Consider the following 13,968-nt stretch of genomic DNA (forward strand, 5'->3'; position numbering starts at 1 on the left):
TCTAGACAGAGGCCATGTGCCATCTCCAGTGATGGTTCGTGATACAGAACATCACCATGGTGAATCTATCGACCATCGACCTCAACCTGCTCCACGTCCTCGCGGTCACGCTCGAGGAGCGCAGCGCGACGCGCGCCGCGCGCCGGCTGGGCGTCACGCAGTCGGCGGTCTCGAACGCGCTCGCCAGGGCCCGCGAGCTGCTCGGCGATCCGCTGCTCGTCCGCGATGGCCGTGGCATGGCGCCGACGCCGGCGGCGGACGAGCTGCTGCCGGAGCTCGCCGCGGCGATGAGCCAGCTGCGGTCGATGATCGAGCACCGGCGGGTGTTCGACCCGCGCACGTCGACCCGGGAGCTCACGCTCGCCTGCGCCGACAACTCGCAGATCGCGGACGTGCCGCCCGTCGCGGCGGCGCTCGCGCGGGAGATGCCGCTCGCGCGGCTCCGCGTGGTGAGCATCGATTACCTGGTGGCGTCGGGGGGCATGTCCGCGGGCGGGCTCGACGCGGCGCTCGGGGTGCAGAAGCGCGGCCCTGGGCTGCGCGTCGCGCCGCTCTACCGGGATCCGACCGTGGGGGTCGTCCGCCACGATCACCCGATCGTCGGCCAGCGCCTGACGCGGGGCTCCTTCCCGCGGCTCGGCTTCATCGACGTGCACATCCCGCTCGGCCGTCCGGGTCGTGGTCACGCCATGGTCGAGCAGGCCCTCCGCGCGCAGGGCCTTGTCCGCCGGATCGCCCTGGTGGTCCCCGGTTTCGCGGCCGCGACGATGGCGGCAGCGGCCAGCGACCTGGTGGCGTTCATGCCTCGCCGCGTCGCCGTGGCGCTCGGGTCGCACCTCCCCGTCCGGATCGTCGAGCTGCCCGTGAAGGACCTCGGGCACGAGATCTCGCTCGCGTGGCATGAGCGGACGCACAAGGACCCGGCGGCCGCCTGTTTGCGGAAGGTCATCGTGGAGACCCTGCGTGCGGCTGGCGGCGGCGGCTGCGACGAGGCCCCGCAGAGGAAGCGGCAGCAGCGCCGCCACGATGGCGGGGGATCAGGCGATCATTGACCGAAGCCATCGTCCTTCTCGGCGATGTCGTTCACGCCGTCGTTGCCCTGGCAGATCGACTGCGCGGCTGAAAAATGCTGCTGGGTGTCGCCGCGGACCGTCGCGAGCGTCCGGGGTCGTGAGGCCCGGCTGGCCTCAAGAGGGGGCGTTGACCTCGAAGTTCCAGATCGTGTAAGGACCGACGGCATCTTCGCTGGCAGCCTTGAAGAACACATGGCTCGAGTAATCCATGAACAGCGTGTGGATCGTGTTTGCCGCCAGGGATTCATAGACGAACCACTGCCCGTCGCTGATCCTGCGGTACCAGAGCTGAATGGGCATGTCCCCCACGGTGATGGTCGACATCCTGAACGGCTGCGGAAATCTCTCGTTGGTCCCGTTCCAGACCTTGATCCACTGGTCCGCGACGTGGGACTGGAGCTTGCGCGGCTCCGCCGGCCAGTTCGGTATTCCGCACGCACCGCCGATCAGCTTGGCGGTCCCCGGCCCTTGGCCGTCGCCGGGGTCGACGAAGCCACACCCCGTGAAGCCCGGGTTGGTGAAGGACAGGTGGTAGTGACCGTACCCCGATCCGTCCTCCACGTTGATGTAATTGGTGCCCCGCTGCATGCCCTCGCAATACTGGCGATACGTCCAGCACGAGCCCTCCGCTTCCTCGCAGGGAACGAGGTGGCCGTCCGCGTACCCCGTCTCATACGTGAACGTCGCCCTCGCGTCGGCCCACATGCCGTTCAGCGCATCGAAATCGTCGAAGCCGACGAAGCAGCTCAAAGCCGCCCTGGCAGGGCTGGCCGACAGCATCGCGCCGAGCGCCATGGAGGCGGCCACCGCGCCGCGCAGCAACGTTCGAACCGTGGTGTTCATGGGTCTCTCCGGTCTCTCTCGTTCGGGTTGGTTTCTCACGGCGCGGCCATGAGCTCGTCGAGCTCGCGCAGGGCCGGCGAAAGGAAAGGCGTTCGCTCCCGCCGTTATCCCGGCTGAGGCGGCGCGACTCTGGTGCCCCGCACCGTCCGGGAGCCCCGTAGAGCAACGCGCATACCAGGAGGAAGCGCGCTGCTCTCTGCCGCCGTCTCCGCGCCGGAGCGAGGCCCTGTCCCCCGCGGGGACGCGGCGACTCCAGCCGAATGGCGCTCGTCGACGGCGCGGGAGCCCTGGCCTTCGCGAGCGGCGAAGGCCACCGCGGGCCGCGCGCGTCACGCAGACGGCCGTGACATGTCACGCCTGCTCGTCACGGTGCGACCGTGACATGTCACGCTTGCTCGTCACGGTGGGGCCGGAGGCTAGCTCGCCGAGACTGCACCGCCTCCAGCCCCCTGATCCTACCTCGCAGCTCTGCCTTCTCCCGGGTAGCATCGATGGATGCATTCCCGTGAAAGGCAATAATTTTCCTCGACAAACCCCTTCAAAGAGCAACAGCTCACGAGTACTTACGGGGCGTGGCCTTCCGCGCCTGGCCCTTGCGCTTACGCCTTTTCACTGCGAATCGTCTCACCTTGCGTTCGACGTCCCATTTCACCTTGTCGAATGCTCGTCGCGTCGCGGTCGGTCATCCTCGCGTGCCGCCCATGCAACGAGTTCGAGGCAGGCGCCACAAGAACTTCCATGTCGATGAAGCCGCCATCCGGGATGGATGAAAGATTCCAGGCACATGCGAGCCCGCGTGGTTCTTATGCTAAATCATGTTAACAACCGTCGAAGACGGGGATGCGTGAATAGCCTCCGGTGCTAGGTCCCTCCGCAGTACCTGCCCATGGGTGGGCAGGAGGAGGAAACCACATGCACTTGCTCCAGCACGTTCAGAAGCTCCGTCGTTTCACTCCGTCCCGCTCGCTGGGCTTGCGTGCCCTGGTGGGCGTCGGCCTCCTCGCGGGGGCAGGCCTGCTGCTCCCCGAGGTGGCCTCGGCGCAGGAGGACCCCATTCCCTGCCCGTTCGACAACGTCCTCTGCCTGTTCGAGGAGGAGGGCTACGGCGGGGAAATCTTCAACGTCCGGGCGCTGAACCCGCAGGTGGGCACGTGCGTCAACCTTCCGGAGCACGGCTGGGAGGGAAGGGCACATTCTGCCTACAACACCAACGGCGCCGGCGCCGCGATCTTCCAGAACGAGAACTGCATCGGCTACCCGTACCCCGTCTACGGGGAGAGCGGCCTGAGCCCGCTGCCGTTCGTTCCCAAGAGCGTCTACGTCTTCTGACGCGATGATCGGGCGAAAGGCGATGGGCAGCGCGGCCATCGCCTGGAGGCCAGGACGAGCCGGCCGGATCACGAAAAGCAGAACCGCGCGGCATCCCGCGGCCTCGGAAGCGGCCTCCCTGAGCGCTCACGAGCGCGACGAGAGCGCGGCGCGCTCGTCCGCCACGCCCAGCGCGCGGGACGCCCCCTCCCGGATCCCGCGGAGCACCGCCTCGACGTCCCGCTCCGCGCCGAGGGCGAGCCCCCGGTCCGCGAGCGCGCGCGCGGCGGCCGGGTCGCTCCCGGCGAGCGCCTGCTCCGCCGCGTGCAGGTAGAACTCCACCGCGAGCCGCGGCTCGCCGCCCCGCTCGAAGTGCTCGGCGAGCACCTTGGCGTCGTGCTCTCCCGCCTGCAGGAGCCACTCGGCGGCGAGCCGGTGCCCGAGCGCGCGATCGTGGTCCGGCAGCATCGCGTAGCAGCCGTCGCGGATGAGCGCGTGCCGGAACGCGTACTCCTCCTCGTCCGAGAAGCGGCTCTGCTCGCGGCGCTCGAGCAGCTCGCGCTGGAGCATCCAGGGCAGCCAGTCCACCGCGAGCGTCGACCCGCCGGCGTCGCCGAGCAGGGCGAGCGCCCCGGTCTTCCAGAACGCCTCGCCGAAGATGCTCGCCGCCCGCAGCAGCCGCCGCGCCTCCGCGGGGATGGCCTCGAGCCGCGCCTCGACCATGCCCAGGATCGTCTCCGGCAGCCTGTCCGCGCGCCCCTCGGCGACCGCCCGGATGAGCTCCTCCAGGTAGAAGGCGTTGCCGCTCGCGCGCTCGACGAGGCGCGCGACCTCGGAGGGCGGGAGCCCGTCGCCGAGGATCTGCCGCACGAGCTCCTCGGCCGCGCGGCGCGGCAGCGCGCCGAGCGTGATCTCGTGGACCTCGCTGCCCTCCCAGAGGACGGGGAAGACCTTCCGCACCTCGACGCGCGCCAGGTAGAGCACCGCGAAGGGCCGGTCGCGGAGCTCCCGGAGGACCCGCGCGATGAGCTTGAGCGACGCCGCGTCGCCCCACTGGATGTCCTCGAGCACGAGCAGGTAGGGCCCCGCCGCGCACGCCGCCTCCATGAAGTCGAGGTAGGCGAGCGGGATCTGATCCGCCATCAGGGCCGGGCTCTGCCGCGCCGCGAGGAACCTCGGATCGGCCTCGCCCGGGAACGGCGTGCCGACGATCTCGCCGAGGAACGCGGCGATCCTCGTCCTCTCGCCCGGCGTCAGCGCCTGGGCGCGGGCGACGAGCGAGAGGAGCCGCTCCCGCTGCGCCGGGGCGGGCTCGCCGCCGGTGATCCCGGCCGCGCCCCGGAGCGCGGAGCCAAGGAGCGAGAACGGCGAGCCCGCGCTCAGCGAGTCGCCGCGGCCGACCGCGACGGTGAGCTCGGGGTGCCGCTCCCGCAGGATCTCGATGAGCTCGTACCGCAGGCGGGATTTGCCGATCCCGGGCGGCCCGGTGATCAGGATGGCGCGGGGCTCGGGCCCGCCGAAGCTGTCTTCCAGGAGCTCGCGCAGGTTCCGGAGTTCCCTGTCGCGGCCGACGTAGGGGCTCGGCTTCCCGAGGAGCGTCCGCGCCGACCGGCCGACCTCGCGCTCCTGCAGCAGGAAGAACGTGCCGGAGCGCGCCGGCTCGATCTCGAACCGCGCGTCGAGCAGCGCCCGCGTCACGTCGTCGATCCACACGGGCGCGGGCCTCCGCTCCGGGCGCGCGTCGCGCTCCGCGAGGGCGAGGAGCGCGGCCGCGCGGTCCATGACCGGGCCGACAGGGAGGCTGCCTGTGTGCTCGGCGCGGCCGGTCGTGAGCACGACGGAGGCCTCCGGCACGAGCTCGCCGAGCTTCAGGGCGCACCGCGCCGCGCGCGCGGCCTGCAGCGCGGCGTCGCCGACGCCGGCGATCGAGAGCACGATCGTCCCGTCGGCGAGCGCGTCCACGCGGGCCCCGAACGGCTGCGCGCTCGTGTAGAGCTTCCTCGTGAGGTCGCTCGGCTCCGCGGCGACGAGCGTGCTGGCCGCGCTGTCGCAGGGCGCAAAGCGCGGCTCCCGCGCGGCCACCAGCGAGAGCAGCCGGAGCTCGCACGCCGTGATCGCCTCGTACAGGACGGGGGGCGCGGCCAGGCCGCTCGTCGGATCGCGCTCGAGGGCGTCGAGCGCCTCGATGACGGCCGAGCCGTCGCGCGGCCGCTGCTCCGGGTCCTTCGCGAGCATGCGGGCGACGAAGTCATCGAGCTCCTGCGGCACCTCGGGCCGGAGGTTCCGCACGCGCGGCGGGTCTTCCATGAGGAGCTTCGCGAGGAGGGCCATCACGTGCTGGCCCTGGAACGCGGGCCTGCCCGTGAGGCACTCGAAGAGCACGGCGCCGAGCGAGAAGATGTCGGCCCGCGCGTCGAGGCGGTCGCGCTCGCCGGTGGCCTGCTCCGGGGCCATGTAGCCCGGGGTCCCCATCACGGAGCCGGTCTGCGTGAGCGCGCCGATGGTGCGCTTCATCCGGGCGATGCCGAAGTCGAGCACCTTGAGGCCGGCGACCTCGCCGCCGACGAGCAGCAGGTTGCTCGGCTTGACGTCGCGGTGGACGACGCCCCGCGCGTGCGCCGCCCCGAGCGCCTCGGCGGCCGCGCGGAGCAGGGCGAGGCTCTCCTCGAGATCGAGCTTCTGCCGGGCGAGGCGCTGCGCGAGGCTCTCCCCTTCGAGCCATTCCATGGCGAGGTAGGGCACCCCGTCGGGGGTGATGCCGTGGGCCACGTGCCGGACGATCCGCGGGTGATCGAGCTCGGCGAGGATCCGCGCCTCGTGCTCGAAGCGGTGCGCGGCGCTCCGGTCGGGCTGGCCGAGGAGCTTGAGCGCGACCTGCGCCCCCGTGGCCCGGTCGACGGCGCGGTAGACCGTCCCCATCCCCCCGGCGGCCGCGACGCGCTCGAGCTGGAAGCGGCTGTCGATGACCTCTCCCGGGCGCATAAGGCGGAGGATGCACCGGCGTCGAGCCGTCTTCAACGGTCCGGCAAGCGGCGGCCATCCGGTGTGCAGCTATACGCTCGCGCGGTGCGCGGCAGTGAGTCGCGCTTCAGCTCTTCGGGATGCGCCACGTCACGCCGGCGCGGAAGAAGAGCACGTTCGGGATGCTCTGCCCGCCTCCGGGGATGCCGTCGTCCTCGTCGTTCATCGGCTCGTAGCGACGGAACAGGCTGTGTCCCGCCTGCGCGTTCAGCCACACCGACGCGAACGCGCGCACGCCGAGGGTCACGCCGGCGGTCGCGACCGAGTAGGCGATGTGATCCATGCACTCCTCGGGCCGCGCCGCCCGCTCGTCCTGCTCGGTCGCCGGGTCGTCGGCCGGCTGGGCAGCGCACGGCCACGCGCGCCTGACGCGCGGGTCGCGCACGGCGTAGGCGTTCCCCGCCAGGTCCGCGCGCAGGCCGACCTCGACGCGATCCGAGAACAGGAGCTTCACGGCCGCGAAGCCCGGCAGGAAGGCCTCGACGCGGAAGAGGGGGCTCGGCGTCCAGTCGACGTACGCGGCCGGCAGCGGGAGGAACGAGCCGAAGCTGTACGACGCGAGCGCGCCGCCGCCGAGGACGAGCTTGTCCGAGAGCGTGTGGGTCACGAGCCCGAGCGCGCTGACGCGGACGAGCCCGCCGTCGACGGCCTCGAAGTCGCCCGCGAGCCCCGGCGCGACGCGCAGCGAGAGCGACCAGTCGTGGGGGAGCAGCTGGACGAACAGCACAGGGACATCGACGGCGTGGAAGGCCCGGAGCTCGTCGAAGCCGGGCGAGGCGCCGGCGTACGAGACCGCCTCGACGTGGTACGTCGCCCCCGGGATCAGGAACGTCCTCTCCCCGAGGGGGATCGGCACGTTGGCGTTGACCTCGTACGACGAGACCTGCGCCCGCACGGGGCGCGGGTCCTCGATCGCCGCGCCCGGCATGTACTGCGCGCTCAGGTCCACGAGATCGGGGAGCTGGGCCCACGCAGCGCCCGGCGCGAGGAGCGACGCCAGGGCGAGGAGCGGCGCCAGGGCGCGGAGCCGCGGGGGGCGCGCGCCCCGGCGGGAGGGGCCCCTGCCTCGACGCCCGTCCGAGGCGCGCGCGGCGGCGCGATCGGCCGGCCTCATCGCGCCACCCGCTCGTCGAGCCAGTCGAACAGCCGCGCCTGGGCGAGGAGCTGGTTGCCGCCCTGGCAGTGGACCTGCGACGCCGTGCTCGCGTCGAACACCATCATGTGCTTCGGGCACGTGAGCGCGCCGTAGAGGCGCTCCGACTCGCCTGGAGACGCGTCCTCCGCGCTGCCCTCCATGATCAGCGTCTCGCAGCGGATGCTCGCGACGCCATCGGCGTTGTCGTACTTGCGGAGCTCGTCGATGACCTCGTGCGGCGTCGAGACGCCGTGCTTCCATGTCACGTCGTCGAAGTACCAGCGCGCGTCGGGCATCACAACCGAGGCGGCGTCGATGGCGCGGTCGAAGGCCGCGGGGCCGCGGCTGTGCAGCTCGAGAAGGCCGGGCATCGACGCGAAGTGGCGCAGCATCGCGTCGCGCCAGCTGACGACGCCCGGGTTGGCGACGAGGGCGCGCAGGCGGCGCTCGCGCGAGGCCGCCCGCGGCGCGAGGTAGCCGCCGAACGAGAGGCCCATCAGGACGAACCTGCCGGCGTCGAGCCGCTCGTCGCGCTCGGCGAAGTCGAGCACGCGGCCCACGGGGACCTCCCAGTCGGGCCGGAAGGGGTGCCCGTGGAGGCGCAGCGAGGCGCCCTGCCCCGGGCCGTGGAACGAGAGGACGTGGTAGCCCCGCTGGAGAGCGCCGTCGACGACCCACATGGTGTCCTCGGGCCACGCGTGGAGCCCCTGCTGCAGCACGATCGCGGGCGCGCGCGCCACCCCGGGCGCGTAATGGACGCGGCCGTGGAGCACGCCGTTCTCGTAGGGGATATCGACCTGCCGGGAGTCGTAGCCCCGCATGCGGAGCGCCCGCCCGTGCAGGTCGAGCCCGGTGATCGTCGCCTCGACCAGGCGCGGGTCGGAGCGGTCCGCGTAGCGCATCAGCCCGGCCCGGTAGTACGCGCCCGCGCGCAGGAAGTGCGACGCGGCGCTCCGCGTATGGCCGCGGGCCTCCGCCTCCTCGCCGTAGCCCTGCACCCGCTTCGCGGTGGCCAGCCACTGGTCGAACCACGAGCGCTCGTCGCCCGGGAGGATGCGGGTGGCGGTGTCGAGCACCTCGCCGACGTCGGTCAGCCCCATCGACGCGAGGCCGAGCCAGAACACGATCTGCGCGTCCATCACCGGCTGGCCGATGAACTTGAACCGGTGCCAGACGGGCGCCGCCTGGCCCCGCCCGAGCGTGTCGTCGCCGTGGAACCGCGCGGACGCGACCTCCTGATCGACCCCGCGGCGGCCCGACGCGAACCCGAGCGCCGCCGCGCCCCCCACGACCGCCGTGTGGGTGAGAAACCTCCGCCGATCGACCATCGGTGCACCTCCGGCGCCTGACGAAACTAACGTTTGAAACATTTGTTTCAACAATTGACGCCCGCCGGGAGCATCGTCAAGGTATGTTTCAAACAATTGTATGAACGACCGTGACCCCCTCGCCCCTGCGGACGATCTCGATCCACGGCAGCGGCTCGTGGTCGCCGCGATCGATCAGATCGAGAAGCACGGCATCGGGCAGCTGACGGTGCGGAAGCTCGCGGCGGCGGCCGGCGTCAACATCGCCGCGGTGAACTACTATTTCCGGTCGAAGGAGGCGCTCGTCGCGGCGGCGCTCGAGGGGTCGATCCGGAACATGCTGTCGGACAGCGAGGATTTCCTCGCCCGGATGCCGGGTGATCCCCTGGAGGCGCTGAGCGGGCTGCTCGGCTACTACCTCGAGGGCGGGATGCGGTACCCGAACGTGGGCAGGGCGCTCCTGCACGACGCGTTTCACGCGGACGACTACAGCGGTCCTTTCCCGAAGCTCTTCGCGCCGGTGATGGATCGCCTGCGCGATCTCGTCCGGGCGGCGGTGCCCGGGCTCGAGGAGCGGGCGGCGGCGCGCCGGGTGGTGGCGGCGCTCTCGGCGGTCTTCTTCCCGACGTTCTTCGCGGGGCTTTACGAGGGGCTGAGCGCGCTCGGCTCGCCGGCCGATCGCCTCGCCTACGCGCGAGAGCTGGCGCGGCAGACGCTGGCGCCCGCCGCGGTCCCGGAGCCGGCGGCGCCCGCGCCGCCCCGCGGCAGGCCGCAGAAGCGCGGGTGATCCGCGGGGGATCGCGGGCACCCGCTGGAGGGGCGGGCCTCGGCGCCGGGGGCGTCCCGGCGGTGCGGGCGAGCGCGCCGGAGATCAGCAATCGAAGAAGCGGCGAAGCCCGGGGCGGATGACCTCCTCGATGGTGTCATCGAGCAACACCCGGGCTTTCAGGCCGCTGCACAGCCCGAGCTGCTCCCCGTCCGGCGGGGCGTCGTGGGCCGGCAGGTGCGCGTGCTCGTGCTGCACGAGGTGCCGGAACGCGACGGGCAGGTAGCGCTCGATCGCTTGCCGCTCTGCCGAGGAGAGCTCCGGCGCGACCTGCTCGAGCAGGCGCCAGCCGAAGCGGGCGTGTCCGACCTCGTCGGCATAGATGCCCGTCAGCAGGTCGAGCAGCGGCCCGGGCGGCATCTCCAGCCGCTCCGCGCCGATGAGGGCCACGGCCACCGTCTCGCTCATGCAGCAGATGTGGATCACGTTGCGGAGCGCAGCGGCGCGGGGGGGCGCGTCGCGGTGCAGGGGGAACTCCGGGCGTTCCGGGACGCTCGCGGTCGCCGTCCCGCCGAGGGCCTCCACCACGGCGCCGCAGAGGATCCCGTGACGGCGCTCCTCGTCGGCGAAGCCCCGGCATGTATCGGCGAGCTCCGGCGGGAAGCCCGCCTCGGCAAGCTGGCTTGCGAGCGCCTCGAACACGGCCGACGACCCGTGCTCGTTCACCATCCGCGCGTGCCAGGTGCCGATCGCCGACGGGAACAGCGCCGCGGGGTACCCGCTCACGTCGAAGGCACGCGCGCGCGCCTCGCCGCGGAGATCGAGGGTCGCGGCGTTCATGCGACCTCCGACGGGGCATCATAGGCGTCGAGCGCCGGCGGGACCGGGGGGCCCCAGGGCGTGCAGAACTTCTCGTTGTAGAGCTCCGCCTCGGGAGCGACCACGTCGCCGAAACAGCAGACCTGCCGCACGGGCTCGGCCTCTCTGTAGGAGATCGCGTCGGCGCCCACGCCCACGATCAGCGCCGTGCAGCAGTTCACGAAGGAGGCGTCTCCGGCGAGGGCCGCCCGCTGCTCCTCGGAGATCCCCGTCCCGGGGGCGGGCACGCGCTGCACGCCATAGTCGACACAGCAGTCGAGCTCCGCGCGAGGGCGAGCCTCCGTGTCGTCGAGATTCACCTGCTCGGCGCACGCGAGCCCGGTTGGAGCGGGCGGAGAGCCCCCGGAGCCGCCCGCGCCACCCTCATCGGGCGTCGGAACGACCCCACTCCCCGTCGAAGCTTCCCCACCGCCGCCGGTCGTCGCACCGACTCCGGTCGTCGCGCCGACTCCGGCCGTCGCACCGACTCCGGCGGGCGGCGGGGCGTCCGGCACTTCCGCCGGGATCTCCTCGTCGGGATCCAGCGGTGACGACTGTCCGCCAGAGACGTAACGTCCGTTGCAGCCCGCCAGGGCGCCACAGGCCAGCGCTCCCAGCGCGACCCTTGCTGCTGCACGCAATGCTGCCCGCCTCGTCTCCTCACGCATAAGTTCTCCTCCAGTAAAATAGGCCGTTTGCCGCAGGGCACGGCGCGAGCCGAGCTCTCGGCCCATGTGCATCAGTGTAGGCGCGCAGCACAGCGAAGAGAATCTGCATTTTCGGCACATCATTGAACTGAAATTCAGAACAATGGCGCCGCCGGTTCCCATGGCCGGACCCCGGCACGAAGAGCGGGAGCGGTCACTCGACCGGTCCGCAGGCGATCGCCTTCATCCTCGCCCGCGTCTGCTCGGCGGTCACCGAGCGCGGGCTGGCGTTTCCCCAGCGCTCGATCACGCTCGCGTAGGCCTCACACGCGCCGGAGATCTCGCCCATCTGCTCGAGGGCCTGACCGAGAAACCAGAACGAGCGGACGTACCTTACAGGCCAACCCAGCATATCGCACGTCGTGACCGCCTTGCGAAGCGTGGGGATCGCATGGAGAGGCATGCCCGCGAGGTAAAAGACCGCGCCGACATCCGCCTGGACCTCTTGCCCGACTTGATTGCTCATCAGCGCGGTCAACGGCAGCACGGGGACGGCCTCCGCCGCCTCCTCGGGGTGCTCGATCCACCGCGCGTAGGCCTGCACCACGGCGGAGCGCGCAGGATCGGCCGCCCCCTGCACGCTCGACCGCGACAGGAGCTCGGCCACCTTCTCCTGGAACTCGGCCCTGGCGATGAGGCCGGCATGCAGCATGACCCGCAAGAGGTCCGGCGAGCCGCCGGCGCAGGCGCTGTAATTGTCAAGACACGTCTTGGCGATGTCCGCTGCCTCGCGCCTGCGATCGGTCTCGAGGCAGACATCGATGAGCGCGCGGACGAGATCGGCGTGCCCCCTGGACTCCGCGCTGATGTACATGCGCGCCTGCCGTAGCTGTCCCTCGGCCTGCGAGAAGTTGCCCAGGATCGCGTTCAGGTTCGACTCGTCGAGCAGCTCGGCATAGCGCCGCTCCTTGTGCGGCAGCGAGACCCGGCTCTGCCGCATCGCCTCGCGGACCGCGTCGAGAGAGCGCCCCTGCGCATAGCTCGACCACGCAAGCCTGCGAAAGATCAGCCGGCCTCTTCCGCTCGTCGTGGGCCGCGTGAGCCACAGGTCCTCCTCGACGTCCGCGCAGCGGCCGAGCGCGCTGTGGTGCTCGCTCCGGATCTCATAACAGCTGGCCGCCGTGGGCGAGATCGCGAGGCACCGGTCGATGGCGGCAGCGGAGTCGTTGAAGCTCCCGAGCTGCCACAACGACTGCGCCAGCGTGGCCCATCCCTGCGCGTACTCGGGGTCGATCCCGATGACCCGCGTCGCCGCAGCGACGCTGGTATGGACGTCCGAGCGCAGCGCACAACGCGCGAGGAGGGCCAACAGCTCCGCGTCGCGATCATACGGGTGCTGCGCCGTGAGCGCGGTCAGCCGCTCCGCGCAGCGCGCCGTATCCGCGGGGTCGCGGCCGAGCGCGGGATCCATGGCCGCAAGGAGCGCTCGATCGCGGGGATCGAGCGCGGCGCTCAGCTCCTCTGCGCGCCGATAGTGATCCCGAGCTTCGGCGGGCTCCGGCGCGTAGATCGCGAGGCGAAGGTGCGCCTCGGCAAAGGAGTTATCGACGGAGATCGCCTGCCGCAGGCCGTCCACCGCCTTGCCCTCGTTGGCATCGCGAGCGGCCTTCAGCGCGGCGCTGTACAGGGCGAGCGCCATGGAGCGCGGCCCGGGAACGGTGGTCGCCGCCACCGGACGAGGCCCTCCGCGCAGCGCGAGCGCCCCAGCGATGACGGCCGCGAGCGCCATGGCGAGGCCGACCTTCCAGGCCGCCGCCCGCAAGCCGAGGCGTCTTCCGGTCGAGCGGAGTTCATCGCGGCGCGCCGCGGCGCCGAGGCGCTCGGTCGCGGCCAGGGGGTCCACCACGTCCCCATCCGCCGCCTCGCCGCCCGGCGCCCTGGGCGGCTCGGAGAGGCGCAATGCGGGCGGCTCCGGCGCGCTGAAGCTCGGCGCCGCGCCCTGCGCGAACGGCGCGAGCGCGCGAGCGACCTCGCCCAGGTCGGAAAGCCGAGCCTGGCGGTCCGTCGACAGCAACCGGCCAACCACCCTGGCGAGCTCCCGGGGCACGTCGGGCGCGACCTTTTCCAGCGGGGGAATCGCGCCTGTCACGATGATCTTGAACACCTGGCCGACGTTGTCGGCCCGGGTCGGGAGCACGCCCGAGAGGCATTCGTAAAGAATGAGGCCGAGCGACCAGTTGTCGGTACGGTGATCGATCTGTCGGTCTCCGAACGTCTGCTCCGGCGACATGTAGCAGGGCGTGCCAAGCCTCGTCCCGCTCTCGGTGAGCCCCGTCGTCTGGGCGTCCTGTCCGCTCGTGGCCGTCAGCTTCGCGATGCCGAAGTCGAGGACCTTGACCCGCTCGCTCGATCCGTCGACAAGGAAGATGTTCTCCGGCTTCAGGTCGCGGTGGACGATGCCCAGCGCGTGCGCCGTCCCGACCGCCGAGATGACCGGCAGGAAGATGGAGGCTACCTCGCCGAGGGGCAGCCTCGGCTCGCGACGCAGCCTGCTTGCGAGCGACTCGCCGGACAGGAGCTCCATGACCATCACGGGCGCCCCGCTCTCGATCTCGACGTCGTGAACCTCGACGACGTTGGGGTGGCGGACGCTGCTCGCGAGCTTCGCCTCGCGCAGCAGGCGCATGCCCACCGCGCCGCGCACGGCCCCGCCCTTCACGAACTTGAGCGCGAACGGCTTGCCAGTCAGCGTGTGGCTCGCGGCCCAGATCACGCCCATGCCCCCTTCACCGAGCAGCCGATCGAGCCGGTACCGGCCGGCGACGACGGCGCCTGGACGCCACGTATGCCGTGCGCGCTCGTCGCCTTCGCCGCGCTCGTCGCCCTCACCCGGAGGAGAGTCTTTTCCCGCAGCGGGTTGGGTCGCCTCGAGGCCCTGCGTCAGGTCCGCTCTCGATGCGATACGCACGGCAGCCTACGCTACCCGACCGGCCCCCCCTGTCCAGATCGG

10 protein-coding genes are annotated in these 13,968 nt (G+C 71.6%); 3 read left to right on the top strand and 7 right to left on the bottom strand.

The genetic code is table 11. The features are described from left to right. Positions 1 to 38 precede the first annotated feature (38 nt). Positions 39 to 1,052: a LysR family transcriptional regulator gene (locus WMF14_RS35930; protein ID WP_437793527.1), complete on the top strand. Its 1,014-nt coding sequence runs from the start codon at positions 39 to 41 to the stop codon at positions 1,050 to 1,052. A 135-nt stretch (positions 1,053 to 1,187) separates the two neighbouring features. Here the strand turns inward: WMF14_RS35930 and WMF14_RS35935 are convergent, their stop codons facing one another. Further along, positions 1,188 to 1,916: a hypothetical protein gene (locus tag WMF14_RS35935; RefSeq protein WP_437793529.1), complete on the bottom strand. Its 729-nt coding sequence runs from the start codon at positions 1,914 to 1,916 to the stop codon at positions 1,188 to 1,190. Between the two features lie 912 nt (positions 1,917 to 2,828). Here WMF14_RS35935 and WMF14_RS35940 point away from each other — a divergent pair. Then, positions 2,829 to 3,245: a peptidase inhibitor family I36 protein gene (locus WMF14_RS35940; RefSeq protein ID WP_272095605.1), complete on the top strand. Its 417-nt coding sequence runs from the start codon at positions 2,829 to 2,831 to the stop codon at positions 3,243 to 3,245. A gap of 126 nt (positions 3,246 to 3,371) precedes the next feature. Here WMF14_RS35940 and WMF14_RS35945 read toward each other — a convergent pair whose 3' ends face one another. The 3 genes from WMF14_RS35945 to WMF14_RS35955 all read right to left on the bottom strand — a co-directional run bounded on the left by WMF14_RS35945 (position 3,372) and on the right by WMF14_RS35955 (position 8,708). Continuing rightward, complete coding sequence (locus WMF14_RS35945; protein ID WP_437793532.1) at positions 3,372 to 6,206, bottom strand: serine/threonine-protein kinase; 2,835 nt, start codon at positions 6,204 to 6,206, stop codon at positions 3,372 to 3,374. 106 nt (positions 6,207 to 6,312) lie between these two features. Further along, entirely contained in the window at positions 6,313 to 7,359 is a 1,047-nt protein-coding gene (locus WMF14_RS35950) for a DUF6268 family outer membrane beta-barrel protein (protein ID WP_437793535.1), read from the bottom strand. Next, complete coding sequence (locus tag WMF14_RS35955) at positions 7,356 to 8,708, bottom strand: alpha/beta hydrolase family protein (protein WP_437793538.1); 1,353 nt, start codon at positions 8,706 to 8,708, stop codon at positions 7,356 to 7,358. Before WMF14_RS35955 ends, WMF14_RS35950 begins: the two co-directional genes overlap by 4 nt. A 100-nt stretch (positions 8,709 to 8,808) precedes the next feature. Here WMF14_RS35955 and WMF14_RS35960 point away from each other — a divergent pair, with 100 nt between their 5' ends. After that, positions 8,809 to 9,474 carry a TetR/AcrR family transcriptional regulator gene (locus WMF14_RS35960; protein WP_437793541.1) on the top strand — a complete coding sequence of 222 codons (666 nt, stop codon included), beginning with the start codon at positions 8,809 to 8,811 and terminating at the stop codon, positions 9,472 to 9,474. An 84-nt stretch (positions 9,475 to 9,558) separates the two neighbouring features. Here the strand turns inward: WMF14_RS35960 and WMF14_RS35965 are convergent, their stop codons facing one another. The 3 genes from WMF14_RS35965 to WMF14_RS35975 all read right to left on the bottom strand — a co-directional run bounded on the left by WMF14_RS35965 (position 9,559) and on the right by WMF14_RS35975 (position 13,926). Continuing rightward, a complete protein-coding gene (locus WMF14_RS35965; RefSeq protein ID WP_437793544.1) occupies positions 9,559 to 10,293 on the bottom strand; it encodes a ferritin-like domain-containing protein in 735 nt (244 codons plus the stop codon). Beyond that, complete coding sequence (locus WMF14_RS35970; protein ID WP_437793546.1) at positions 10,290 to 10,631, bottom strand: hypothetical protein; 342 nt, start codon at positions 10,629 to 10,631, stop codon at positions 10,290 to 10,292. The genes WMF14_RS35965 and WMF14_RS35970 overlap by 4 nt, the downstream gene beginning before the upstream one ends. Before the next feature lie 541 nt (positions 10,632 to 11,172). Next, positions 11,173 to 13,926 (bottom strand): protein kinase domain-containing protein, encoded by a 2,754-nt coding sequence (locus tag WMF14_RS35975; RefSeq protein WP_437793549.1) that lies wholly within the window; start codon positions 13,924 to 13,926, stop codon positions 11,173 to 11,175. Positions 13,927 to 13,968: the final 42 nt, after the last annotated feature.

Source organism: Sorangium sp. So ce693 (assembly GCF_051521375.1).
GTDB classification, from domain to species: Bacteria; Myxococcota_A; Polyangia; order Polyangiales; family Polyangiaceae; genus Sorangium; species Sorangium atrum.